Source organism: Leifsonia sp. RCC_180 (genome assembly GCF_058138205.1).
This window is the reverse complement of record NZ_CP200340.1, coordinates 3,490,108-3,513,500: the sequence shown is the minus strand read 5'-3', so window position 1 is coordinate 3,513,500 and position 23,393 is coordinate 3,490,108. Positions and strand designations below refer to the sequence as shown.

The 23,393-nt window shown below is 69.3% G+C and carries 23 protein-coding genes; 11 read left to right on the top strand and 12 right to left on the bottom strand.

Going from position 1 to position 23,393, the window contains the following annotated elements; all coding sequences use genetic code 11:
- Positions 1-17: 17 nt before the first annotated feature.
- Positions 18-986, top strand: a complete 969-nt coding sequence (locus tag AB7E03_RS17295; RefSeq protein WP_489942562.1) for an NAD(P)/FAD-dependent oxidoreductase — start codon at positions 18-20, stop codon at positions 984-986.
- Between the two features lie 30 nt (positions 987-1,016).
- Positions 1,017-1,880, top strand: a complete 864-nt coding sequence (locus tag AB7E03_RS17290; protein WP_489942561.1) for a DUF6597 domain-containing transcriptional factor — start codon at positions 1,017-1,019, stop codon at positions 1,878-1,880.
- On the opposite strand, the gene AB7E03_RS17285 is transcribed toward AB7E03_RS17290, so the two are convergent.
- The 6 genes from AB7E03_RS17285 to AB7E03_RS17260 all read right to left on the bottom strand — a co-directional run bounded on the left by AB7E03_RS17285 (position 1,817) and on the right by AB7E03_RS17260 (position 7,910).
- Positions 1,817-3,499, bottom strand: coding sequence for an FAD-dependent oxidoreductase (locus AB7E03_RS17285; RefSeq protein ID WP_489942560.1), 1,683 nt, complete (start codon positions 3,497-3,499; stop codon positions 1,817-1,819). The two genes, AB7E03_RS17290 and AB7E03_RS17285, sit on opposite strands and share 64 nt — an antisense overlap.
- A gap of 4 nt (positions 3,500-3,503) precedes the next feature.
- Positions 3,504-3,863, bottom strand: a complete 360-nt coding sequence (locus AB7E03_RS17280) for a putative quinol monooxygenase (RefSeq protein WP_489942559.1) — start codon at positions 3,861-3,863, stop codon at positions 3,504-3,506.
- A 43-nt stretch (positions 3,864-3,906) separates the two neighbouring features.
- The gene (locus AB7E03_RS17275; RefSeq protein ID WP_489942558.1) at positions 3,907-4,827 is read right to left on the bottom strand and encodes an NAD-dependent epimerase/dehydratase family protein; all 921 of its coding nucleotides are present in this window, start codon (positions 4,825-4,827) and stop codon (positions 3,907-3,909) included.
- Positions 4,824-5,417 carry a dihydrofolate reductase family protein gene (locus AB7E03_RS17270; protein ID WP_489942557.1) on the bottom strand — a complete coding sequence of 198 codons (594 nt, stop codon included), beginning with the start codon at positions 5,415-5,417 and terminating at the stop codon, positions 4,824-4,826. The genes AB7E03_RS17275 and AB7E03_RS17270 overlap by 4 nt, the downstream gene beginning before the upstream one ends.
- Entirely contained in the window at positions 5,414-6,805 is a 1,392-nt protein-coding gene (locus tag AB7E03_RS17265) for an FAD-binding oxidoreductase (protein WP_489942556.1), read from the bottom strand. Before AB7E03_RS17265 ends, AB7E03_RS17270 begins: the two co-directional genes overlap by 4 nt.
- A 79-nt stretch (positions 6,806-6,884) precedes the next feature.
- Positions 6,885-7,910: an LCP family protein gene (locus AB7E03_RS17260; protein ID WP_489942555.1), complete on the bottom strand. Its 1,026-nt coding sequence runs from the start codon at positions 7,908-7,910 to the stop codon at positions 6,885-6,887.
- A 219-nt stretch (positions 7,911-8,129) separates the two neighbouring features.
- Between AB7E03_RS17260 and AB7E03_RS17255 the strand changes: the two genes are divergently transcribed.
- The 3 genes from AB7E03_RS17255 (at position 8,130) to AB7E03_RS17245 (ending at position 10,247) form a co-directional block, all read left to right on the top strand.
- Positions 8,130-8,729 carry a hypothetical protein gene (locus tag AB7E03_RS17255; protein WP_489942554.1) on the top strand — a complete coding sequence of 200 codons (600 nt, stop codon included), beginning with the start codon at positions 8,130-8,132 and terminating at the stop codon, positions 8,727-8,729.
- A gap of 118 nt (positions 8,730-8,847) precedes the next feature.
- Complete coding sequence (locus AB7E03_RS17250) at positions 8,848-9,591, top strand: YcnI family copper-binding membrane protein (protein WP_489942553.1); 744 nt, start codon at positions 8,848-8,850, stop codon at positions 9,589-9,591.
- A 41-nt stretch (positions 9,592-9,632) separates the two neighbouring features.
- Positions 9,633-10,247, top strand: coding sequence for a copper resistance CopC family protein (locus AB7E03_RS17245; RefSeq protein ID WP_489942552.1), 615 nt, complete (start codon positions 9,633-9,635; stop codon positions 10,245-10,247).
- Positions 10,248-10,250: 3 nt separating this feature from the next.
- On the opposite strand, the gene AB7E03_RS17240 is transcribed toward AB7E03_RS17245, so the two are convergent.
- Positions 10,251-10,925, bottom strand: a complete 675-nt coding sequence (locus AB7E03_RS17240; RefSeq protein ID WP_489942551.1) for a winged helix-turn-helix transcriptional regulator — start codon at positions 10,923-10,925, stop codon at positions 10,251-10,253.
- Positions 10,926-11,004: 79 nt separating this feature from the next.
- On the opposite strand from AB7E03_RS17240, the gene AB7E03_RS17235 reads away from it, so the two are divergent.
- The 6 genes from AB7E03_RS17235 to AB7E03_RS17210 all read left to right on the top strand — a co-directional run bounded on the left by AB7E03_RS17235 (position 11,005) and on the right by AB7E03_RS17210 (position 15,802).
- Positions 11,005-12,510 carry an MDR family MFS transporter gene (locus tag AB7E03_RS17235; RefSeq protein WP_489942550.1) on the top strand — a complete coding sequence of 502 codons (1,506 nt, stop codon included), beginning with the start codon at positions 11,005-11,007 and terminating at the stop codon, positions 12,508-12,510.
- An 83-nt stretch (positions 12,511-12,593) separates the two neighbouring features.
- On the top strand, positions 12,594-12,890 hold the full coding sequence (locus tag AB7E03_RS17230) for a DUF2277 domain-containing protein (protein WP_489942549.1): 297 nt from the start codon (positions 12,594-12,596) through the stop codon (positions 12,888-12,890).
- Between the two features lie 71 nt (positions 12,891-12,961).
- Positions 12,962-13,411: an iron chaperone gene (locus AB7E03_RS17225; RefSeq protein ID WP_489942548.1), complete on the top strand. Its 450-nt coding sequence runs from the start codon at positions 12,962-12,964 to the stop codon at positions 13,409-13,411.
- Positions 13,412-13,514: 103 nt separating this feature from the next.
- Positions 13,515-14,081 carry a hypothetical protein gene (locus AB7E03_RS17220; RefSeq protein ID WP_489942547.1) on the top strand — a complete coding sequence of 189 codons (567 nt, stop codon included), beginning with the start codon at positions 13,515-13,517 and terminating at the stop codon, positions 14,079-14,081.
- Between the two features lie 63 nt (positions 14,082-14,144).
- Entirely contained in the window at positions 14,145-14,975 is an 831-nt protein-coding gene (locus AB7E03_RS17215; RefSeq protein WP_489942546.1) for a helix-turn-helix domain-containing protein, read from the top strand.
- Positions 14,972-15,802, top strand: coding sequence for an aminoglycoside phosphotransferase family protein (locus AB7E03_RS17210; protein WP_489942545.1), 831 nt, complete (start codon positions 14,972-14,974; stop codon positions 15,800-15,802). The genes AB7E03_RS17215 and AB7E03_RS17210 overlap by 4 nt, the downstream gene beginning before the upstream one ends.
- A 22-nt stretch (positions 15,803-15,824) precedes the next feature.
- On the opposite strand, the gene AB7E03_RS17205 is transcribed toward AB7E03_RS17210, so the two are convergent.
- The 5 genes from AB7E03_RS17205 to yicI form a co-directional block, all read right to left on the bottom strand.
- On the bottom strand, positions 15,825-17,654 hold the full coding sequence (locus tag AB7E03_RS17205) for a helicase HerA-like domain-containing protein (RefSeq protein WP_489942544.1): 1,830 nt from the start codon (positions 17,652-17,654) through the stop codon (positions 15,825-15,827).
- A 10-nt stretch (positions 17,655-17,664) separates the two neighbouring features.
- Positions 17,665-18,384, bottom strand: coding sequence for a phosphatase PAP2 family protein (locus AB7E03_RS17200; RefSeq protein WP_489942543.1), 720 nt, complete (start codon positions 18,382-18,384; stop codon positions 17,665-17,667).
- A gap of 53 nt (positions 18,385-18,437) precedes the next feature.
- Positions 18,438-19,667: a multidrug effflux MFS transporter gene (locus tag AB7E03_RS17195; protein WP_489942542.1), complete on the bottom strand. Its 1,230-nt coding sequence runs from the start codon at positions 19,665-19,667 to the stop codon at positions 18,438-18,440.
- A gap of 213 nt (positions 19,668-19,880) precedes the next feature.
- Positions 19,881-21,059 carry an ROK family transcriptional regulator gene (locus AB7E03_RS17190; RefSeq protein WP_489942541.1) on the bottom strand — a complete coding sequence of 393 codons (1,179 nt, stop codon included), beginning with the start codon at positions 21,057-21,059 and terminating at the stop codon, positions 19,881-19,883.
- Positions 21,060-21,144: 85 nt separating this feature from the next.
- The gene (gene yicI / locus AB7E03_RS17185; RefSeq protein ID WP_489942540.1) at positions 21,145-23,391 is read right to left on the bottom strand and encodes an alpha-xylosidase; all 2,247 of its coding nucleotides are present in this window, start codon (positions 23,389-23,391) and stop codon (positions 21,145-21,147) included.
- Between the last annotated feature and the right edge of the window lie 2 nt (positions 23,392-23,393).

Genomic DNA, 23,393 nt, shown 5'->3' with positions numbered 1-23,393 from the left:
CCCGGCACGATGAACCCATGAACAGCATTCAGAGCGACGTCAACACCGATGTGGTCATCGTGGGTGGCGGACCGGCCGGCCTCAGCGCCGCGCTTTCGCTGGGCCGCGCACGTCGAGACGTGCTGGTCGTGGACCAGGCGCGACCACGGAACAGGACAGCGCCCCACATGCACGGTGTGCTGGGGCACGACGGGCTCCCGCCTGTGGAACTGCTCGAGAAGGGTCGGAGAGAGCTCGCGGGCTACGGCGTGCGCGTGGTCGTCGACGACGCCGTCTCCGCGCGAGCGGGCGCGGAGAGCGTCGAGGTCACGACCGCCACCGGTGTCATCCGGGCGCGTCACCTCATCGTGGCGACCGGCCTGACCGACGAGTTGCCCGAGATCACGGGCCTGCGCGAGCAGTGGGGCACAGGGGCCGTGGTGTGCCCCTACTGCGACGGTTGGGAGCATCGTCATGACGTCATCGGGGTCGTCGCCACTTCACCGCAGAGCGTCGGGCAGGCGCAGCTGCTGCGTCAATGGTCGGATCGCGTCGTCTACTTCCCCAACGTCGTCGGTGAACCCGACGAAGCGGAGGCGGACGCTCTCGCGCGTCGCGGCATCCGGGTGGAACGGGGTGCCGTCGCGGAGCTGGTGACCGCGAACGGCCGACTCGAGGGCATCCGGCTCGAACAGCGGACCGTGCCCGTCGATGTGGTCTTCACCGGTCCCACGCTCAGGCCCAATGACGCCCTCCTGCGGTCGCTGGGCGCGGAAGCGACGGATGGCCCCGCCGGCTCGTGGATCGAGGCCGACCGGGACGGACGGACCTCCGTTCCCCGGGTGTGGGCGGTCGGGAACGTCGTCGAACCGCGCGCGAACGTCTCGGTCTCGCTCGGGCTCGGCTCGCTGACCGCCGGTGCGGTGAACGCGGAGCTCGTGCAGGAGGACATCGCCCATGCGCCGGCGGCGGGATCGACGCCTCTGGCGTCCGCGATCCGTCGCTGACATTCTGGAGGAGCGGGAAAGGTGGTCATGATGACCGAGACCTACGTCGAATGGCGGCCATCACCCGCACTGGCCCAGGTTGTACGGACGATCTGGGTCCAACGAACTGGTGACACGGTCTATCTGCAGCGTCATCTTCCGACGGGAGGCATCGAACTCCATATCCCGCTCGGTGGGTCCCCGACCCTCGCTGGGCCGCTGACCGGACACTGGTTCGAGCCGATACCACCGCACACGACCATCGTCGGGGTCCGTTTCCTTCCGGGTGCCGCGCCCCCGCTTCCCGTCATGCTTGACGAGCTCGTAGACCAGCGCATCCCACTCGCCGATCTGTGGGGAGGACTGGCCACTCGCCTCGCCGATGCTATGGCGGGGGCTTCCGAGCGGAGCGGCCGTCCCGAACACGCCGTCGCCGTACTCGAGGCGGTTCTGCTCCGGGAATTTCGCGCCGCTCAGCACGTGGATCGTCTGATGCGCGAGGCCGTCGCGGTGCTCATGCCGTGGCGGCCGGTCGACGTCGGTGCGGTCGCCGCACACGTCGCGCTGTCCGAGAGCCAGTTACGCCGCCGCTCCCTGCAGACCGTTGGCGTAAGCCCGAAGGTCTTGCAACGAACACTCAGGTTCCAGGGGTTTCTCGCGTTGGCCCAGGCGGGAGTCGCAGCGACCGGCCGACGCGGCAACGATGGGATCGCCGGGCTGGCGGTGGACGCCGGTTACTCGGACCAGGCGCACCTCACCCGCGAATGCGTCCGCCTCACGGGGGTGACGCCGCGGACGCTGTTGCACGGCGACCTGGAGCGCTGCGCGTGCGGTCACGACCATTCGGCCTCTTACGCGCCGTTCCTGGCGAGCCGGACATCCTCGCCCGCCGAGGGACCCTGGCCTGCCAGATAGGAGTGCACCTCCGAGACCACCACGGATCCTTCGCCGACAGCCGAGGCCACTCGCTTCACCGAGCCGGCCCGGATATCCCCCACGGCGAACAGGCCCGGCACCGACGTTGCGTACGTACCCTGCGTCTCGACGAACCCTCGCTCGTCGAGTTCCACACCGGCTGCCCGCAACCACTCGGTGTGAGGAACCGCACCGATCATGACGAACAGGCCGCTCGCCGCGATCCGCTGCTCGCGTCCCGTGCTCTCATCCCTCCACGTGACGGCGTCGAGCCGGTCGTCCCCCTGCGCCGACACGAGCCGGGACTGCGTGTGCACCGCGATCCTCTCGTGTTCGACCAGCCGCCGCTCCAGGTAACTCGACATCGTTTCGGTCAGACTCTGCCGGCGGACGAGCAGGTGCACGTGCTCCGCGTGCGAGGCGAGGAACAGCGCGGCCTGTCCCGCCGAGTTCGCGCCACCGACGACCACGACGGTGCGACCGAGGCACTCGCGCACCTCCAGCTCGGTGGCCGCGTGATACACACCCCTGCTCTCCAGCTCGGCGACGCCCGGCACGTCGAGACGGCGGTACTGCACGCCCGTCGCCACGACGACGCTGCGGGCGGACACGTCCGTCTCGTCGTCCAGCCGCACCCGGAACCCGTCGGGAGTCCGGGCGAGCGCGGTCGCCGAACGGGGCGCGACTATCCGCGCCCCGAACTTGACGGCTTGCAGGGTACCCGCCCGAGTCAGCTCGCTGCCGGAGACTCCGTGCGGGAAGCCCAGATAGTTCTCGATGCGCGACGAGGTGCCGGCCTGACCGCCGAGGCCGAGCTCTTCCACCAGGAGCACGTCCAGCCCCTCCGAGGCGCCATAGACCGCGGCTGCGAGCCCGGCCGGACCGGCCCCGACGATGAGCAGATCGTAGTGATCCTGCCCCCGCGGTCTCCCGAGATCCAGTCCGAATGCGACCGCGAGTTCCCGGTTGGTCGGACGGACGAGAACGCGCTGCCGACCCGTCACCACGCAGGCGCCGTGCTCTGGCAGCTCGCAACTGGCAGCCAGGGTGCGCCACGCCGGACCGTCGGTGCGCAGCACGGTTCGGTAGGGGATGCCGTTGCGTTCGGTGAATGCGCGCAGCCTGTGGAGGTCGGGATCGCCCTCGTCGCCGGCAAGAACAACTCCGCCCTCACCCCCGAGCACCAGCAGGCGCCTGCGCGCATCGAACGCATTCAGCAGCACGTCGCTCACAACGCTCGAGGTGGCCATGAGGCGTTTCAGACTCATGATCGGCACTCGAAGCAGGATGCTCTCCGGAGCCGCCTCGCCCGCGAGGAACGCCGGCTGACCCATCAGCATTCCGAGCTCACCGACGAAGTCGCCCGCCTCCACCACGAAGACCACGCGACGCTCTCTCCGATCGATCAAGAGAATGCTGCCCTCGAGCACGAGGTAGAGGTCGTAGGGGTCCCCTGCCTCCCACAGCACCTCGCCGGCATCCGGACGGACGACTTCTCCCGCCGCAGCGAGAAGCGATCGCTCCTTCTCCCCCAGACGGGGCCATGAGGCCTCATCGACCCGCTGCTCCACCCTCGAGGAGTAGGCGGTTCGATCGTCGAGCACAGGAATGCGGTTCACACGATCACGTCCCGGTCTTCAGCGAGAGAAAGGGGGCGAAGGTGCGGACCGGAGCGTCCTCCAGCTGCGCTGCAAGATCACTGGGCAGGTCACCCAGAACCTCACCGGAGAGCTCGCCCGTGCCGGCGATCGCCGCCATCAGCTCCGGGCCGATGTTGGCAAGATGCTCTTGGAGCGCTCGCGCATCGGTGTATTGCTCGATGACGATGGCCTCCGTCCTGTCCGCGTTGAGGTAGATGTCGTAGCGGAGGGTCCCTGTGTCCTTCTCCCGGACGATCTCCATGCATTGTCGTGACAGGCGTTCGAAGTCGTCGGCTCGTCCCTCGTGGAGGGCGAATCGTCCGATTCCCATCAGTTCGCTCACCTGTCGCTCCGTCTCTGATCGGTTGCTGTCGTCGGCATCGGCTTCATCGGGAGTTGGCCTTACGCCATCCCACGTAGTGCGCGATCGCGCTCTCGATGTCGAACACCGGCTCGAAGCCGGTCTCTTGCCGCAATCGCGTGATATCGAGGTATCCGTCGTCACCGCGGGCGTCGCGCCGGCCGTCGATGAGGGGGACCTGTGCAGACGGGATCGCGTGCGTGATCGCGTCCGTGACCTCTCGATGCGTGTACCGGGAGCCGTTGGAGATGTTGTAGACCTCGTGGCGCAGCTCGCCGACAGTGATGAGGAGGGCGATCGCGCGGCCGATATCGAGCGCATAGCCAAAGTCGCTGCCCTCGTCGGCGTAGAGGGGGGCGGGCTGCTCGCCGCGAAGGAGGGCGCTGACCAGTGGAGGGATCGGATTGAACGCGGACTCCGGGTCCATCAACGGCCCCCACGTGCTCCCGATTCGCAGGATCAGAGGATGGACGCCCGTTCCGTGCAGGGCGTTCAATGCGATCGGCTCGGCGGCTTTCTTGAACGCGACGATCGGATGCGGCAAGGGGACCGTGCGCAAGGGCAGCTCCTCCTTCCAGGGTGGATCGTCCTGGCCGGTATACACACTGATGCTGCTTGCCACGGCGAACCGGCGGACTCCCCAGCTGATCGCGGCGTCGAGCGCGTTCACCAGACCGCTGGTTTCGGCGCGGAAGAACGCGGCGGAATCGGCGCTGGGAATGCTTCCGGCGAGGTGGACGATGTCCCGGATGCGGTAGCGACGTCCGAGGGCGAGGAACTCGTCGCGATCAGTGGTGTCGAGGTGCTCGACGACGACACGGCCGCTGAGGATAGAGGGCACCCGGGTCGTACGGTGGCCGGTGACGATGACCTCGTGACCGAGGTCTGCCAGAGCGGCAGCCGTGTGGGCACCGATCATCCCCAGTCCGCCGGTGACGAGGATCACCGTTCCACCTCGTAGTGGAGGTGCGTGACATCCGGTGCTGAGACGACCTCGACGATGCGGAGACGGAGGCGCTTCGGCAGCTCGTGGAAGAAGCGCCGACCCGCGCCCAGCAGGACCGGTACCTGGTGCAGGATCAACTCGTCCACCAGCCCCGCCTTCAGCGCCTCGGTGACGAGAACCCCGCCCATGAGCCCCACGTCCTTCCCTCCCGCGGCTCGCTTGGCCGCTTCCACGGCATCCACGACCCCGGTGTCGACGATGGTCTGGCGCTCGTTCGCCGGCGGAAAAGACTCGTGGCTGAGCACGATGAGCGGAGCGGTCGGGTGCGGGGCGCCGCCGGCGAAGTCGTTGGAGTCGGTGTAGGTGGTGTGCCCGGCCACGGTGGCGCCGACGCGGGATGCGAGCGCATCGAAGACACGTGCGCTCGCCTCCGTCAGGTGGAAGCCCTCGAACACCCGGCTGGGCACCGTGCCGCTGCTGTACCAATCGAACAGGACGCCGCCGTCGCCGAGCCCTCGGCCGGGCCCGGGGTTGCGGCCGGTGATGTAGCCGTCGACCGAGACGGCCAGGCCGCAGATCACTTTGCTCATGAGGGGACCTCTTTCGTCGTGTCTACGTGGTGGTCGGCAGCTTTCTCGATGGGCGCGGGCCGGATCGCCTGCGGGAAGTCGAAGAACCGGTCCGGGTCGTACAGCCGCTTGATGGCGGACAATCGGGGCCCATTCCCGGCGTGGTAAGCCCACAGCGGGTCGCTCAGCGCTGCGTCCGGGAAATTGGGGTAGACCCGGCCGGACGCCTCGGGATGCGCGGTCGACCATGACGCATCGACCCACGCATCGTCCGGTGCGCCGACGTGCTCGAGCATGAAGCGCTCGTTGCGGTGGGCGAACGCCGTCGCATCCTCGGCCGGCCGGTTGTATGCACCGTCCATGGCAGTGAACGTGAGCCGGCGGTGCATCGCCCCTTCAGGTCCGCTGAGCAGCGCGACGACGGAATCGGTCGCGCGTTCACTCATCGACCGCGAGAAGAACTCCGACCGGATACGGATCGGGTCTTTCGCCGATGACCGGCCGCGGTCGACCAGGCCGTCCTTCAGGGCGGAATATGGGAGCGGACCTTCCGTCCGTAGCCGCGCCGGTCTCGACGCGATCGTGGAGAAGAAGTCGTCAAGGAGCAGGTTCGTCTTCGCCTCGGAGACGACCGAAGCACCGAGGAGGGTTGCTCGCGGCGCTGCGCCTCGCTGGCGCTCGAGCGTCAGATCCAGCGTCAACTCGTCGGAGGCGCTTGGAGCCCAGGCCTGCCAAGCGGCAACGAGGGCGGCAGGTTCGGCCGGCGTCCACTCGGCCTGGATGCGGTACATCAGCGGCTCGGGGACGGTATCGAAGCGCAGAGACGTCACGACGCCGAATTGGCCGCCCCCAGCACCCTGAAGTGCCCAGAACAGCTCCGGCTCGCGGTCACCGTCGCACTGCACGGTACGTCCGTCGGCGAGCACGATGCGTGCGGCACGTAGCCGGTCGCAGGTGAGTCCGTACGAACGACCGAGAAGCCCGATGCCGCCGCCGAGGGTGAGACCGGCGATCCCGACAGAGCTTCCGCAGCCGGCCGGGAGAGTCCGCCCAGCGGCATGCAGCGAACGATATACGGCGCCGAGCCGTGCTCCGGCGCCGATCCACACGCTGCCGTCGGCCTGCATCGTGATCTCGTCGAGGGGAGACACATCGAGGACCAGGTCGCTAGAAGAGGAGCGTCCGGCGAAACAGTGGCCGCCGGCCCGCGGCGTCGCCCGCATCCCGGCCGCGGCGGCGTACGCGATGCTGCGTGCGACATCCGCCTCCGACCGGCAGAGCACCACCGCTTGGGGACGCACACCATCGAAGGCAGAGTTCTGCGGGAGGCGGACCCTCTCATATCCAGGAGACTCGGCGGTGAACAGTTCGCCGTCCAGCGACACTCGCAACTGCTCCAGCCCGGTCATGTCCCGACCTTACGAAGGGGCCCCTCGCCGTCTCTTGAACAAATCCCGCATCGGCGCTCTGCCGTCGTGACCGATCGCGCTACTTCGCGAAGTCCGCGAGCGTGTCGTTCGCCAAGGACGTCCGTAACTGCGCGAGGGCAGCCTGGTCGACGTTCACTATGGACTGGCCGTCGGCCGATGTGCCGGTCCCGGCGGTCGGGAGCGTGAACGTGTGAATGCTGGAGAGACCCGAGAGCCGCATGCTGGCGGCTAGCCCGAGCATCGTCTGCAGCCCGAAGCCCTGGTCCACGCTCACGTACGAGCCGGTGGTTGCGGCGAAGGCGGTGAGCTTTCCGGGGTCGGTGAGCAGTGCAGCGCTCACGAGCTTGGAGCCGAAGGCGCGCATCAGGGCTTGCTGGTTGGTCACACGCTGGTAGTCCGCGGTGGGGAACGCGTACCGCTCCCGGGAGAAGGCCAGGGCCTGGTCGCCGTCGAGGTGGTTCATTCCCTTGACGAAGCTGTAGTGCGGCGATTTGACGGTGGTGAAGGCGACAGGACTGTCCACATCCACCCCTCCGATCGCGTTGGTCATGTCCTTGAGGCCGGTGAAGTCGATGATCGCGACGTGGTCGATGCGCGTTCCGAGCAGTTGTTCCACCGTCTGGACCACGAGCGGAGTGCCACCCCACGCGAGCGCGGCATTGATCTTGGCCGTCCCGTTTCCCGGGATCGGCACCCACAGGTCGCGCATGATCGACATGACGTAGACGTTGCGGCGGTCGGCGTCGACGTGCACGAGCATCATGGTGTCCGCACGCTGATTGGAGACGCCGGTTTCACCGACACCCGTGGGCGCTCCGCGCGAGTCAGACCCGAGAAGCAGGATGTTCATCGCACCGGTCGAGGTGACCGCCGGGCGCGTCGCAGCGGCCGGGAAGGCACGTTGGATGTGGGTCACGTGCGAGTCGAACGACGACGCGACGGAGCCGGCGTAGATCGCCCCGCCGCCCACGACCACTGCGACCACCGCCGCTACGGCGATGACGACAGCGGCCAATGCGACGAACCACCAGTGGTGGTGGCCTCGCGGCGTGTGGTGGTTGTGGTGAACGGCGTAGGAGACCATGACCCTCGCCCTCCTTCGCGTCTGATCGGGGACGCATCGTCAGGTGTTGAGGTGAGCTTTGCTCATCTATTAGTTAGGGTACGACTGTTTTCGGGATTTTGTCCGTGCTTTGGAGGACATATTTGTACCCCAATTCACGGGTCAGCGCCGACGGCACGATCGGCGCCTGGCGAGGTCCGGGGTCGATAGACTCGATGCCATCCCCTATCCCGGAGTGACATGTCATCGCGCGGCGTTCGTGTAGCTCGCGGTCTGGCCGCGGCCGGATTCGCGACGTTCGTCGCTGCGCTGTTCCACGTCGCCGGGGGCGGCCTGCCGCCGAGTGCCCTGGCTGTGACGGTCAGCCTGACCTTCTCGGGGCTGGCGTGCATCGCCCTCGCAGGGAAACACTCTTCGTGGTGGCGGCTCATCAGCTCGGTCGTGATCAGTCAGTTCCTGTTTCACGCGCTGTTCGTCCTGAGCCCCTCCGGTCATTTCGCCGGGCCTGCGGGCCACCTCCACGCGGGTGCACAGTTGACGCTGGTGCCGGGGCCTGCGATGCCGATGAGCCCGGACGGCGCCGGCATGTGGGGTTCGCACGTCGTGGCCGCGTCGCTGACGATCGCAGCCATCCGGTACGGGGAGCGTTCGTTCCGTGCGGTGTGCGAATTCACCGCGTTCCGGCTGCGCCACCTGTTCAGCGGCGCCCGCATCGGTCCTGTCCGAGTGCTGTCGCGCCGTTCGCGCATCGACACCGTTCCGGTGACCCTGCCCGCTCCGGCGGTACTGCTCGGCCGGCTTCGGCATCGGGGTCCGCCCGCTGTGGGGTCTCCCGTCTGAGCCGTCGGGCTCGAAGCGGGAGAAGAGTTCGAAACCGAGTCCATCCATAGGTCGACTCGGTGTTCTCACCCCTTGCGTACCCGGCCGCTCGACGCGGCCGAGAATCGGATCATCACTCATGAACAAGCGTTTCCTGACGCGCGCGGCTGTCGCCTCAGCCGCCGCCGTTGTCCTCGCCCTCTCCGCTCCACTGGCTGCCAGCGCGCACGTCCGCGTGGACCCTGACCAGGCTGCGACGGGCAGCTACGCCACCCTCACCTTCAAGGTGCCCACCGAATCGGTCACGGCCGGCACGGTCAAGCTGGAGGTCGACCTGCCCACCGACACCCCGCTGGGTTCCGTCTCCTACCAGCCGCTGACCGGATGGAAGACCCAGGTGGTCACCGAGAAGCTCGCCAAGCCCGTCAAGACCGATGACGGCACCGTGACAGAGGCCCCCACCAAGGTGATCTGGACAGCCGACCCCGGCGTGCAGATCGCCCCAGGCCAGTTCCAGCAGTTCGTCATCTCCGCCGGAGCGATGCCCGACACGGGCAGCATCCTGCTCCCGACCCACCAGTACTACTCGGATGGAACGGTCGTGGACTGGGATGAGAAGACCGCGGCGTCGGGCAAGGAGCCGGAGCACCCGGCGCCGACCGTGTACATCACCGACGCTCCCCCGGCCGGCGAGGGCACCCTGGCGACGCCGAGCGTGACCGCGGCTCCTGCCGCTGCATCCACGTCGTCGAACTCGAGCGCGAGCGACGCGGTCGCGATCGGCCTGGGGATCGCCGGACTGGCGCTCGGCGCGATCGCGCTGGTGCTCGCCGTGTTCGCGGTCACCCGCCGCGGCCGGGCGACACCGAGCGCGAACAAGTAGCCGTGTTCGCCTCGATCCACCCGTCGCGGATCGGTCGAAGCATGCTCCTCGCTGCCCTCGGGGCGGCGGTCGTCGGTGTGCTGGCGTTGGCCCCCGCGGCCAGCGCCAGCGCGCACGACTACCTGGTGCAGAGCTCACCAGCCGCGAACTCGACCCAGACGACGCCGCTGGAGACGGTGTCGCTGACCTTCAACGACCGGGTGCTCGACCTCTCCGGCGACGGTTCGTCGGCGCTCGTGCAGGTCATCGGTCCCGACCAGGAGCACTTCGAGACCGGATGCGCGTCCATCCTCGACCGCACGGTGAGCGCGCCGGTCGCTCTGGGTGCCGCCGGTGCCTACGAAGTGACGTGGCAGATCGTCTCGGCGGACGGGCACACCGTGTCCGGCTCCTTCGGATTCGGCTACGCACCGCCGGCCGGAACGACCCCCGCCGAGGGCCGGGCGAGCCCGCCGGCTTGCGGAGGAGGCACGTCGTCAACGACGGGAGCGTCCCCCTCAGCATCCGCACCCGCATCCGGTGGGGACGGGTTGGGGCTGGTGATCGGCATCGCCATCGGTATCGGCGTGCTGGCGGTCGCAGGCGTCGTTGTGGTGCTTGTGACCGCCCGTCGCAGCTCCCGAGGGCCGTCGCAGTCGCCCCCGGCGGACGGCTGAACCTCAGGCGCCGGCAGGGACATTCGGGCTGTACGGCACCCGCAGGCTGTCGGCGAACCGGGCGAAGAGGGATGCGTCACCCTCGAGTTGCACGGCGCCCGAGGCCACAGCCGTGTCCGCATCCAGCTCTCCGGCGAGCAGGTCGCGGATCTCGGGACCTGCCGTGACGATCAGGTCGGGCGCCTCTGCGGCGCCCGGCCCGACCGTGATGACGCCGTCGTGCATGAGCACGTGCGCCTCGATGTCGCCGACGCGAACCGTGTACGCCGTCTCCCAGTCGTCGGGCACCACGCCGTCTCCGGCGGCCACGCGCAGGGCCGCGGTGATGGATGCGGTGGTCACGATCTCGCCCTCGCGCGGTGTGCGCATCCCGCCGGCGCCCCAGCGCGAGAGCGCATCCAGAGCCGGACGCAGCTCGTCGCCGCGCGGCGTGAGCCCGTAGACGACGGCGCGCTCACCAGCGGTGGGGGCCAGTCGCGCGATCAGCCCCTCCTCCTCCAACTCTTTCAGGCGGGATGCGAGTGTATTCGTCGGGATGCCGGGAAGGCCGGCGACCAAGTCGGAGTAGCGCCGCGGCTCGACGCTGAGGTCGCGCAGGATCAGCAGGGTCCAGCGCTGGCCCACGATCTCCGCTGCGCGCGCCAGTCCACAGAACTGGCCGTAGTGCTGGTTCGTCATAGATCTCACTTTACCACTTGACTTCATTAATTGCAGTGTGCTTTATTTTTTGAAGTAGACAGAATCGAAGGAGACCGACATGACCGACACCATCGACCAGGCGGAGCTCACCGTCGAGCGAGCACCGGCCCGGGATGCCGCACGAAACCGGACCGCGCTCGCCCTGCTTCTCGCCGCCGTCTTCGTCGTGTTCCTCAACGAGACGATGATGGGCGTCGCGCTCCCGCGCATCCAAGAGGCCCTTCACATCGACGCCACCCAGGGGCAGTGGCTGACGACGGCCTTCGCGCTCACCATGGCCGTGGTCATCCCGATCACCGGCTGGCTGATGCAGCGCCTCAACACCCGGCCGGTCTTCGCCGTCGCGATGTCGAGCTTCACGATCGGCACCCTCGTCGCCGCGCTTTCGCCGACGTTCGAGATGCTCGTCGTCGGCCGCGTCATCCAGGCGGTCGGCACCGCGATCATGATGCCGCTGATGATGACCACGGTGATGACGATCGTCGCCGCCGAGCAGCGGGGCCGCGTCATGGGGCGCGTCTCCATCGTCATGTCGGTGGCGCCCGCGGTCGGTCCGATCGTGTCGGGCGCGCTCATCCAGGTGCTGCCGTGGCAGGGGCTGTTCTGGGTGATGCTGCCGATCGCGGTCACGATGCTCGCGATCGGGCTGCGCAAGGTGCCGAACGTCTCGGAGACCCGGAAGGTCCGGCTGGACACGCTGTCGGTCATCCTCTCGGCGGTCGCGTTCTCCGCTCTCGTCTTCGGCCTCAGCCAGATCGGCGCCGCCGCCGTCGGCGAGGCGGCCGTGCAGCCATGGATCCCCATCGTCGTCGGGCTGATCACGCTGGGCTTCTTCGGGTGGCGGCAGGTCGTGCTGCAGCGGACGGATTCGGCGCTGCTGGATCTGCGGACGTTCCGCTCCCGCGACTTCGCCGTCTCCATCGCCATGATGACGGTCGCGATGGTGTCGCTGTTCGGCGCGTTCATCGTGCTCCCCCAGTTCGCCCGGTACACGCTCGGCCTCGAACCGCTCTGGGTGGGTGCCATCCTCCTGCCGGGCGGCCTGCTCATGGGCCTCGCCGGCCCGACCGTCGGCAAGCTCTACGACCGCTTCGGTCCGCGGCCGCTGGTCGTACCCGGGTCGATCGGCCTCGCCGTTTCGCTCTGGACGTTCGCGCTGGCCCTCGGCGAAGGCTCGTCCTGGGTCGTGCTGCTCGGCGCTCACGTGCTGCTGATGCTGTCGCTCGCCTTCCTGTTCACGCCTGCCTTCAGCTCCTCCCTCGGCTCGCTCCCGCCGAAGCTGTACTCGCACGGCAGCGCCACGATCGCGACGCTGCAGCAGGTCGCGGGCGCCGCAGGGACGGCGATCTTCGTCGCCCTCTACGCCACGGGCGTCGCCGGAACCGGGGACGCGAACCCCGACCTCCCGTCTGCCGCCGCTGCGGCCGCGGGCTCGCACCTCGCGTTCCTCGCCGGCGGCATCCTGTCGCTCGCGGTGATCGTCCTCGCGCTGTTCGTCCGCAAGCCGGGCGCTCCGGCGGACAGTGCGGAGTCCGCCGAGGCAGCGGAGGAGCCGGTGCACTGAGCCGGACCATCCCTGCGCACTGCGTCCGTCCGGACACCCGCGCAGGGGGTGCGTCCCGTGCCCAACCGGGTTATCGTCGCCACATGTGCCGCAACATCCGCTGCCTTCACAATTTCGAGCCGCCGACGACGGAGGACGAGGTGCGCGAGGCCGCGCTCCAGTTCGTCCGCAAGGTCAGCGGATCCACGCACCCCTCCCGCGCGAACACTCCCGCCTTCGAGCAGGCGATCGACGAGATCGCTGAAGCGACGAGGCGGATGCTCGACCAGCTGGTCACCAACGCACCGCCGAAAAGCCGCGAGCTCGAGGCGGTCAAGGGACGCCAGCGGCACGAGAAGCGGATGGAGCGCGAAGTGAGGATCCGCACCGCCTCGGTCTGATGGCAACCGTGCCCCGGAACGGAGCAGTTTCGGAGAAGCCGGCGGGAGGCACCGAGCCCTAACGTGTGGGTATGACGAAGTCGAACGAGACCACAAGCACAGCATCCGCCTTCACCGAGGAGGAGCGCGCCGCCATGAAGGAGCGCTCGAAGGAGGTCAAGACCTCCCGGCGCGGCAAGGGCACGCGTGAGCAGGACACCGCCGACCTGCTCGCGAAGATCGCCGAGCTTCCGGAGCACGACCGCCGGCTGGCGGAGCGCATCCACTCGATCGTCACCGAGACGGTCCCGGAGGTGTGGCCGAAGCTCTGGTACGGGCAGCCGGCGTACGCGATCGACGGTAAGACGGTCCTCTTCTTCCAGCCGTCGTCGAAGTTCAAGACCCGGTACTCGACGCTCGGGTTCAACGACCCGGCGAAGCTCGACGATGGGAGCATGTGGCCGGTGGCCTTCGCGATTCTCGAGCTGACCGAGCAGGACGAGCAGCGCATCCGCGAGCTGGTCGGTCGCGCAGCAGGCTGACGCTGGTCGCGCCCTGGCGCTTGCGTCCGCAGCCGCGCCCCACGAACGGGTGTCCCCCAAAATGCCGCTACCGGGCGCCCCGATGATCGGTCAGGCTCATGAGGTGAGTGAGCAGACCGACGTGGACAGGGATTCGGGATCAGCCCGTGAGACCGTCCTGCGCCCGCACCGTCATCTGTTCATGCGCGGGATCGTGGCCGTCCTCGCCCTCACCACCCCTGTCTTCGCCGTGGTCTACTGGCTGACCATCCCGTCGAACGCCTGGCCGTTCGTGCTGGTCGCCCACCTCGTGGTGATCGCGGCGACCGTCATCGGCGTCGCGTCGTTCCTGAACACGACCATCATCGTGAGCCGTGCCGGAGTTCGTGAGCGCGGTTTCTTCGGTCGGACGGTGCGGGTCGCCCCGGGCGAGGCGGGCGCCGTCATTCTCGTACAGGTCTACGAGGGCAGCACGCTCGATGTGCTGCCCCAGCTCTTCGTGGCGTCGCGCCAGGGCCGGCTGCTGATCCGCATGCGGGGCCAGTTCTGGTCGGTCGACGACATGGAGCGGGTGGCGGAAGAGCTGGATGTGCCGCTCACCCGGCCGGAGGAGCCGATGACCCTCAACCAGCTGCGGCGCGCCTGGCCGCGCCTGCTGTACTGGTTCGAACGCATCCCGTTCGATCGCTGACGCCCTGGCGCCCTGACGCCCTGGCGCCCTGGCGGCCGCGTCCCGTCGTGGCAGGATGGCTGCGTGACCACGCGCAGCGACGCCGAGCCGCGCAGCAAGGGGCTGCTCACTCCTGAGCGGACGATGCCCGGCCTGGGCGACGCGCCCGTGACCATCACGCGACGTGCGCCGGGTGAGGCCGCCGCGGCGTTCGTCCGCCACTACTGGATGCCGCGCTGGCAGCTGCCCGCCGACGGCAGCCTGCGGCAGGACGTCCTCGAGTACCCGACCGCGAACCTGGTGGTGGAGGCCGACTCGGCTGCCCTGTACCGTGCGCAGCGCGGCCTGACGTCGCGCACACTGGAGGGCTCGGGATGGGCGTTCGGCGTCCTCCTGAATTCAGGAGTCGCACGCGGGTGGGCCGGCGCCTCTGTGCGCACGCTGCCCTCCGCCCTCCCGGTGGACCGGCTGCCGCTCGCCGGGACGGCGGGGATGGTCGCAGCAGTCCGCGATCGGATGGCGCAGGGCGAGGAGTCCGGCGCCGTCGATGCTTTCGAGAGCTGGCTGAGCGGCCTGTCCGAGCCGGATGACGACGCTCGGCTGGTCGACCGCATCGTCGCCGAGGTCGAAGGCGACCGCTCGCTGCTCCGCGTCGAGCAGCTGGCCGAGCGCTTCGGGCTCGGCATCCGCCATCTGCAGCGGCTCGTCGCCGGTCACATCGGGTTCGGTCCCAAATGGCTGATCCAGCGGTACCGACTGCAGGAGGCGGCGGCCGCCCTGCGCTCGGCCGAACCGCCGCCGCTCGCCGCCCTCGCCGCCGAGCTCGGCTATGCCGACCAGGCGCACTTCAGCCGCGAATTCGTCGCGGTCATCGGCTCCACCCCGGGCGGTTACGCCGGGATGGGGCGGTCGTGACCGGCGCGGATGCGGCGCTCGCGCCCTGGCGCGAACGCTGGCGGCTCGAGGCAGACGGCGACGCGTTCGCCACGCCGTCGAGCATCCTCCAGCCCGTGCGCCGCGACGACGAGCCGCTCTACCTCAAGGTCGCGACCTCGCACGAGGAGCGCGCGGGCAACACGGTGCTCGCCTGGTGGAGTGGCGGCGGAGCGGCCGGCGCGATCGAGCACGAGGGCGACGCCGTGCTGCTGGAGCGCGCGGACGGACCACGCGACCTCGTCGCGCTCGCCCTGAGCGGCGCCGCCGGCGATGATGCGGCGACGCGCATCCTGTGCCGCACCGGCCTGCGCCTGCATACCGCGGGTTCGGGACCGAGACCCGACGGGCTGTTCAGCCTGAGGCGGTGGTTCCGTGACCTGCTCGACGAGGGCCACCATCCGGCAGGAGCCTCGGCCCTCTACGCGGAGGCCGCGACGGTGGCGGAGGAACTGCTCGCGCATCCCGCCGGCGACGTGGTGCTGCACGGGGATCTGCACCACGGCAACGTGCTCGACTTCGCGTCGCGCGGCTGGCTGGCGATCGACCCGAAACCACTGCACGGAGACCCCGGATTCGACGTCGCCAACATCCTCTGCAATCCGGATGCGGCGATCGCGCTCGCGCCCGGGCGGCTGGAGCGGACGATAACCGTCGTGTCGGACGAGACCGGGATGCCGGTGCGCCGCGTGCTGCAGTGGACGTTCGCGTGGAGTGCGCTCTCCGCGATCTGGTCGGAGCAGGCCGGAGCGGACGCCTCGCCGGCGGCCGGTGTCGCGCAGCGCGCCCGGGCGCTGCTGACCGGCTGAGCGCGACTACTACATCGCGGAGCTAGCGCCGGCGCCGCGTCCCGAAGATGCCCTCGACGACGCTGCCCAGGATGTCGCGCGTCGCCTTCGAGCCCAGCACCTGCTCCAGCACGGTCTTGTCGCTCCCGGATGAGGACGACGAGGACGAGGTGCGTCGCGCTGTCGTGCGCGGAGCGGTCTGACGCAAGATGCGTTCGTACTCCTTCTGCGCCTTCTCCGCCGCCTTCGCCGCTTCCGCGTCGGCCTTCGCCGCCGCCTTCGCCGCGTCGGCGTCCGCTTTCGCCTTCTCGGCGGCGGCCGTGGCGGCGCTCGCCTCGGCCGCTGCCGCATCCAGTTTGCGCCCGAGCATCTCGCGGGCCGAGTCGCGGTCGAGCGCTGTTCCGTACTTCGCCTGCAGCGGCGACGCGGCGATCGTCGCTTCCACCTGCTGCTCCGGCGCGGGCGACATCGACCCTTGCGGCGCGCGGAGCCGTGTCCAGGCCACCGGCGTCGGCGCCCCCTTCTCGCTCATGACGGTGACCACGGCCTCCCCGGTCCCGAGCGATTGCAGCACCTGTGCCAGGTCGTAACCGGAGGTGGGATACGTGGACACGGTGGCCTTCAGCGCTTTGGCGTCGTCAGGCGTGAAAGCGCGGAGCTGGTGCTGGATGCGGGAGCCGAGCTGGGCGAGCACGTCAGACGGCACGTCCTTGGGCGTCTGCGTGACGAAGAAGATGCCGACGCCCTTCGAGCGGATCAGGCGCACCGTCTGCGTGATGGACGCCAGGAAGTCCTTCGACGCATCCCGGAACAGCAGGTGCGCCTCGTCGAAGAAGAACACGAGCTTGGGCTTGTCCAGGTCGCCCACCTCGGGCAGGTCGTTGAACAGGTCGGCGAGCAGCCACATCAGGAACGTGGAGAAGACCGCCGGCTTGTCCTGCACGCCCGGCACTTCCAGCAGGCTGACCATCCCGGTGCCGTCGGGCGCCAGCCGCAGGAACTCGGCCGTGTCGATCTCCGGCTCGCCGAAGAACGCCTCAGCGCCCTGGTCGGCGAACGCGATCAGCTCGCGCAGGATGACGCCGACGGTCGCACCGGACAGGCCGCCGAGCCCCGCGAGCTCCTGCTTCCCCTCGTCGCCCGCGAGGTAGGTGAGCAGCGCGCGGAGGTCGGCCAGATCGAGCAGGGGAAGACCCTCCTGCTCGGCGTAGTGGAACACCAGCCCGAGGCTCGACTCCTGCGTCTCGTTGAGTCCGAGCACTTTCGACAGGAGCAACGGCCCGAAGCCGGCGACGGTCGCCCGGACCGGGATGCCCCGGCCGACACCTCCGAGCGAGAAGAACTCGGTGGTGGCGGCGTGTGGCGCCCAGTCCTGACCGATGCCGCGGGTGCGCTCCAGGAGCTTGTCGTTCGCTTCTCCCGGCGTCGCGATTCCCGACAGGTCGCCCTTGATGTCGGCTGCGAAGACGGGGACGCCTGCCGCCGCGAGCTGCTCGGCCAGCACCTGAAGGGTCTTGGTCTTGCCTGTCCCGGTCGCGCCTGCGACCAGGCCGTGCCGGTTGGTCATGCCGATCGGGATGCGGATCGGTACGTCGCTGACCGCGTCGCCGTTCACCAGCGCGCCCAGCTCGAGGACCGCGCCGTCGAAGGCGTAGCCGGCGCGCACCGCATCCACTTGGGCCGGATCGAGGGGGCCGGCGGGCGTCGGCGGCTCCGTGGTCGGTGTAGGCGCCGCGGCCAGGGCCTCCGCCGCGGCGGACGCCTCCTGCGCCTTCCGCACCGCCTCCGCGGCCTCGGCCTGAAGCCGCTCGGCCTCCTCGGCCGCCGCCTCGGCCTCAGCCTGCGCCGTCGCCAGCGCGTCCGCGTCGCTCATGCGGCACACTCTACTGGCGCGCGGTACGGGCCAGGAAGAACGGATGCGGTTCCGCCGCCTCGTGCGCCAACCGGTGGGCGAGCGGCGTCCAGACGATGACGGCGATGGCAGCGCCCAGCAGGAGGCCGCCGATCGTGTCGCTGATCCAGTGCGCCCCGAGGTAGGTGCGGCTCGCGGCCATCAGGAGCGCCCAGGCGACCCCGAGAACCCACACCCAGACGCGCGGGAAGAGGATGCCGAGGACGACCACCATGGTGGCCGCGTTGGCCGTATGCCCCGACGGGAATGAACCGGTGTCGGCGTGCACGAGAATCTCCGTCGGGCGCGCTCGACCCACCGTGTGTTTGATCAACTGCACGCAGATCACGGACACGATGCTGGCTATGGCGAAGAACGCGGCGCCCCACGGTCTCCGGAAGGCGAGGAGCGCCAGGAAGATGAGCAGCGGGATGACGATGGAGCCGAAGATCGTCCCACCCGCGTAGTTGAAGAACAGCGCCGGACCAAGCCACAACGGCGAACGGTGCTCGACGATCTCGCCCATCCACTCGCGGTCGACGGCGAACGGCTCGCCTGGGCGAAGCGCGAGGATGACGCCGAGGCCGACGACGAGCAGCACGGCGACCGATCCGGCGATGACCGGCCACCTCCGGGTGACGCGAGCGGCCTTGACGACGTCGTGGCCCTCGGCGTCCTCCGGTGGGACGGCGGCGGGATGCGGTTCGGTCATGTCGTCAACGTACCCGTCGCGGCATGCACCTACTAGGGACGGCCCGGGACGGCTCAGTGCGCGAGTTCGGGGACCGTACGCGGGCGGACGACGATCCAGAGCGACGCGATAGAGATCAGGGCGCAGATCGCCATCACAGTGCCCATGGGCGCCGCGCTTCCGACGCCCAGGATGCCGACGACCGGCGAGACGATGCCGGCGATGCCGAAGTTGAGCGCCCCCAGCAGGCTGGCGGCGGTCCCCGCTTCATGCCCGTGGCCGGCCAGGGCGAGCACCTGGACGCACGGGAAGCCGAAGCCGCACGCGGCGATGAAGAACCAGAGCGGGATGACGATGCCGAGGAGTCCGACGTGGGCCTGGTCGAGCGCGACGATCGTCGCAGAGGACAGGAACATCACGATGGTCGAGCAGGCCAGGATCCACTGCGGTCCGACATACTTGGTGAGGCGCGCGGCCGACTGGACGCCGATGATGATGCCGATCGAGTTGATCGCGAACAGCAGTCCGTACTCCTGCGCGTTGAAGTGGTAGATCTCCTGGAAGATGAACGAGCTCGACGACAGGTAGGAGAACAGTCCGGTGAAGTTGGCTGCTCCGACGATCGCGATGCCGACGAAGACGCGGTCGCTGAGCACGTTCTTGTAGCGCTGCCCGACGGTGGAGTGCCCGGCGTCATGGCGCCGTGCCTTGGGAAGCGTCTCCACGATCCAGAGGGCGACGCAGATGATCACGAACAGGCCGTACACGGCGAGGACGACGAAGATGCCCCGCCACGGCATGACCAGCAGCAGGGTGGAGCCGAGCACCGGCGCGAGCACCGGCGCCAGGCCGTTGACCAGGGCGAGGCGGCTCAGCATCCGCACCAGGGGGCGGCCGCCGAAGAGGTCGCGGACCATGGCCATCGCGACCACACCGCCGGCCGCTGCGCCGATGCCCTGGAGCGCGCGGGCGACGCCCAGCAGTTCGACGTTGGGCGCGACCGCGGCGGCCAGGCAGGCGATGATGTGCACGCCGGTCGCCACCATGAGCGGGGTGCGGCGACCGATCTTGTCCGACCAGGGCCCGACGAGCAGCTGACCGACGCCGAAGCCGATCGTCGTGGCCGTCAGCGTGAGCTGGATCGCCGCGGTCGACACATTGAAGTCGCCCTGCAGCGTCGGCAGCGCCGGGAGGTAGGTGTCGATCGTGAACGGACCCAGTGCGGTCAGGGCGCCGAGGATGAGGATGTAGGCGAGGCGCTGGCGGCCGGAGAGCGAGTCTCCGGGATGCACGACGGTGGTCACGAGAAGGGTCCTTGGCAGATCGGGGCGGTGAGGGGCCGCGTCCGCCGTTGGACGCACGAGCGCCACCTCGACGGGTGGCGCGGAAGCAGCACGACCTCGAATCGATTCGATTGATCGGCTACAAGGATCTTATACGCACCAGCCCCGGAATGTGAACGTGCGCATTCGTATTGCGGCCATCGAAACCGGGCCGGCCCACCACAGTGCGACCGGTCAGGATGCCGGCGAGGCCAGCAGCGGACCGAACGCCAGCTCCGCCGCACCGATCATGAGGATGTCCGAGCCGAGTCCGGCACGCACGATCGCCAGCCGCTCTGCGCTCGCGGCCAGCGCCTGCTCCCCCACCAGCCGCGGCAGCCGCTCCGGGTCGAGCGCGTGCAGCGCCCCGAGGAACCCGCCCAAGACGATCAGCTCCGGATCGAAGACGTTCGTCGCGGTCCGCAGGGCTGTCGCGAGGAACCCGATCTGCCGATCCGCCTCGGCGATCACAGCAGCATCGCCCGCGGCGACCGCCGCGGCCAGAGCCCTGTCCAGTTCTTCCGGGTCAGCAGCATCCATCCCGAGCACACGCAGCAGCGCGCTCTGGCTCACCTCCGTCTCCAGGCACCCGATCGCGCCGCAATGGCAGCGGACGCCCGCCGAGTTGACGAGGGTGTGGCCCAGTTCGCCGGCGTACCCGCTGATGCCGGTCAGGGGCGCACCGCTGACGATGACACCCGCGCCGATCCCCGACGCGCCGCCGTTCAGGTAGACCAGGTCGCTCGCGCCGCGGCCCGCACCGAAAAGGCGCTCGGCGTTGGCGCCGAGGCTCGCATCGTTGGCCGCGAGCACCGGGTAGCCGGTCGCCGCGGCGAGGTCGGCCGCGAACGGCTCCTCCGCCCATTCCAAGTGCGGGGCGAGCCGGACGACGCCGTCGCTCTCACGGACGAGTCCGGGAACGGCCACGCCGATCCCGACCACGCGGGTCAGCCCGGCGAGGTGCGGACGCAGACCGTCGATGACGGCGGCCGCGATCGCCACTGCCTCGGCGGCGGTCGGGATGTGACCGGTCGGATAGCGCACGCGGCGGTGCACGGTCGCATCCAGTCCGACGACTCCGACCGTCACCGCGTCGATCTCCGGGTTCAGCGCGATCGCGACGACGCGTCCGTCCGGTGCGACCAGCGGAGACGGACGGCCCACGCGATTGCTCAGCCCGGGCTCGCGCTCCTGCACGAGACCGAGCTCGACGAGTTCGCCCACCAGGGCGCCGACGGTCGAGCGGTTCAGCCCTGTCGCGGTGGTCAGCGCCGAGCGGGCCAGCGGCCCCTCACGGTGGACGAGGCCGAGCACGGTGGCAAGATTGTGCCGCCGCACCGTGTCGAGGTTCGTCCCCGTCGCCCTGCCGTCCATTTTCCCCGTAACTGTACCGTCGAGTCGGGCTCCCGGTGGTGCAGGCGCCAGGCGAGCACCCGCACCACCGGCTGCGGGACCGGAATCAGTCGAGCGTCGCCGTGCCCGACACCGATTCCGCCGTGCGGCCGCTCACGGCATCCCGGAGTGTGAAGGGATGCGCAGCCGGCCCGGTCGCGGTCAGCGATGCGCCCGAACGCGTCACGGTGTACTCCGCGACCTCTCCCCCGGGAGTCGTCACCGTCACCGTCTTCTCACCGTCAGGCCCGGGATGCACCGCGAGGGTCAGCCCGTCGCGGTAGTCGTAGTCCGGTCGGTCGTCGCGACCGCCGACCGGAAGCACCGCGCCCTCGCGCACATAGAGCGGGAGGCTGTCGAAGCCATGCGTCTCGCGCAGCCAGCGTCCACCCTCGACCGTGCGCCCGGAGAAGTACTCGGTCCAGATGCCCGCGGGCAGGTAGAACTCGACCTCCGACGGCGAGAACACCGGTGCTACCAGGAGGTCCGCGCCGAGCATGTACTGCCGGTCGAGGTAGTCGATCGCCGGGTCCCCGGCGAACTCGAGCTGCATCGGCCGCATCACGGGCGTCCCGGAGGTGTGCGCCTCCTGTCCTGCGGCGAAGAGATACGGCATGAGCCGCAGCTTCAGCTTGGTGAACAGTCGGGTGACCTCGACGGCCTCCTCATCGAACGCCCACGGCACCCGGTACGAGTTGCTGCCGTGCAGCCGCGAGTGGCTCGACAGCAGACCGAACGCCGTCCAGCGCTTGAACACGCCCGCATCGGGCGTCCCTTCGAACCCGCCGATGTCGTGGCTCCAGAAGCCGAAGCCGCTGAGCGCCAGCGACAGTCCGCCGCGCAGCGTCTCGGCCATCGACTCGTAGCTGGAGGTGTTGTCGCCACCCCAGTGCACGGGCAGCTGCTGGCCGCCCGTCGTCGCCGAGCGCGCGAACAGCACTGCTTCGCCTTCGCCCTTCGCCTCCTGCAGCACCTCGAAGACGGCCTCGTTGTAGAGCTGCGTGTACAGGTTGTGCATGCGCTCCGGCGACGAGCCGTCGAAGTACGCCACCTCCAGCGGGATGCGCTCACCGAAATCGGTCTTGAAGCAGTCGACGCCCTGGGCGACCAGCGCCCGCAGCTTGTCCTGGTACCAGCGGGTCGCGTCCGGATTCGTGAAGTCGACCAGGCCCATCCCGGCTTGCCAGAGGTCCCACTGCCAGACATCGCCGTTCGGCCGCGTCACCAGGTACCCTGCGGCAGCCGCCTCGGCGAACAGCGGCGAGCGCTGGCCGATGTACGGATTGAGCCAGACGCAGACGCGGAGGTCCTTCTCGTGCAGCCGCGCGAGCATCCCCTCGGGGTCCGGGAAGGTGCGCGGGTCCCACTCGAAGTCGCACCAGTTGAACTCGCGCATCCAGAAGCAGTCGAAGTGGAACACCGAGAGCGGGAGGTCGCGCTCCGCCATCCCGTCGATGAAGGAGGTGACGGTCTCCTCGTCGTAGGCGGTCGTGAAGCTCGTGGACAGCCAGAGCCCGTACGACCAGGCCGGCACGGAGGCGGGGCGGCCGGTCAGCGCGGTGTACCGCTCCAGGATCTCCTTCGGCGTCGGGCCGTAGATCAGGTAGTACTCCAGGCTCTCCCCCGGCACCGAGAACTGCACGCGCTCGACGGACTCCGAGCCGATCTCGTACGAGACGTGACCGGGATGGTTGACGAGCACGCCGTAGCCGCGGTTGGTGAGGTAGAAGGGGACGTTCTTGTACGCCTGCTCGCTGGAGGTGCCGCCGTCGGCGTTCCAGACGTCGACCACCTGGCCGTTCTTCACCAGCGGGCCGAAGCGCTCCCCCAGGCCGTAGACGAGCTCGCCGACGCCGAGCGCGAGCTGCTCGTGCATGTACGTGCCGTCGCCGGCGACGGTCATGTGCCCGAGGGACTTGTGACCGCTGGAGGTGAGCACCCGGCCGCCCGCCGAGAAGGTCAGCGACCAGGGTGCGCCGCGCTTCACCGTGGCGGTGAGGCCGCCGGTGGTCAGCACGCCCGCCTCGTCGTCGACGGACACGGTCGCGTGTCCCTCCTCCACCCGCAGGTCGAACCCGCGCTGCGGCCGGACCCCCTGCCAGTGGTCGACCTTCACGCCGACGATCCCCGGCAGCGGAGAACTGAGCGTGACGGTCAGCGTCGGGCGGTTGAGCGTGTCGCCCCGGCGCTCAATGACCTTGGCGGGCGCGGTGATCGTGATGCTGTCGTCGCCGGCGGACACGTCGTACGCCTCCTGGGCGTAGATCGGCGTGACGCCGTCGCGCAGCATCCAGAAACCATCGGTGAACTTCATGA

What these genes read in the sequence shown, in the direction of transcription:
- AB7E03_RS17295 (WP_489942562.1), top strand. Translation starts at nt 18, where the DNA reads ATGAACAGCATTCAGAGCGACGTCAACACCGATGTGGTCATCGTGGGT.
- AB7E03_RS17290 (WP_489942561.1), top strand. Translation starts at nt 1,017, where the DNA reads ATGACCGAGACCTACGTCGAATGGCGGCCATCACCCGCACTGGCCCAG.
- AB7E03_RS17270 (WP_489942557.1), bottom strand. Translation starts at nt 5,417, where the DNA reads ATGAGCAAAGTGATCTGCGGCCTGGCCGTCTCGGTCGACGGCTACATC.
- AB7E03_RS17265 (WP_489942556.1), bottom strand. Translation starts at nt 6,805, where the DNA reads ATGACCGGGCTGGAGCAGTTGCGAGTGTCGCTGGACGGCGAACTGTTC.
- AB7E03_RS17260 (WP_489942555.1), bottom strand. Translation starts at nt 7,910, where the DNA reads ATGGTCTCCTACGCCGTTCACCACAACCACCACACGCCGCGAGGCCAC.
- AB7E03_RS17255 (WP_489942554.1), top strand. Translation starts at nt 8,130, where the DNA reads ATGTCATCGCGCGGCGTTCGTGTAGCTCGCGGTCTGGCCGCGGCCGGA.
- AB7E03_RS17250 (WP_489942553.1), top strand. Translation starts at nt 8,848, where the DNA reads ATGAACAAGCGTTTCCTGACGCGCGCGGCTGTCGCCTCAGCCGCCGCC.
- AB7E03_RS17245 (WP_489942552.1), top strand. Translation starts at nt 9,633, where the DNA reads ATGCTCCTCGCTGCCCTCGGGGCGGCGGTCGTCGGTGTGCTGGCGTTG.
- AB7E03_RS17240 (WP_489942551.1), bottom strand. Translation starts at nt 10,925, where the DNA reads ATGACGAACCAGCACTACGGCCAGTTCTGTGGACTGGCGCGCGCAGCG.
- AB7E03_RS17235 (WP_489942550.1), top strand. Translation starts at nt 11,005, where the DNA reads ATGACCGACACCATCGACCAGGCGGAGCTCACCGTCGAGCGAGCACCG.
- AB7E03_RS17230 (WP_489942549.1), top strand. Translation starts at nt 12,594, where the DNA reads ATGTGCCGCAACATCCGCTGCCTTCACAATTTCGAGCCGCCGACGACG.
- AB7E03_RS17225 (WP_489942548.1), top strand. Translation starts at nt 12,962, where the DNA reads ATGACGAAGTCGAACGAGACCACAAGCACAGCATCCGCCTTCACCGAG.
- AB7E03_RS17205 (WP_489942544.1), bottom strand. Translation starts at nt 17,654, where the DNA reads ATGAGCGACGCGGACGCGCTGGCGACGGCGCAGGCTGAGGCCGAGGCG.
- AB7E03_RS17200 (WP_489942543.1), bottom strand. Translation starts at nt 18,384, where the DNA reads ATGACCGAACCGCATCCCGCCGCCGTCCCACCGGAGGACGCCGAGGGC.
- AB7E03_RS17190 (WP_489942541.1), bottom strand. Translation starts at nt 21,059, where the DNA reads ATGGACGGCAGGGCGACGGGGACGAACCTCGACACGGTGCGGCGGCAC.
- yicI (WP_489942540.1), bottom strand. Translation starts at nt 23,391, where the DNA reads ATGAAGTTCACCGATGGTTTCTGGATGCTGCGCGACGGCGTCACGCCG.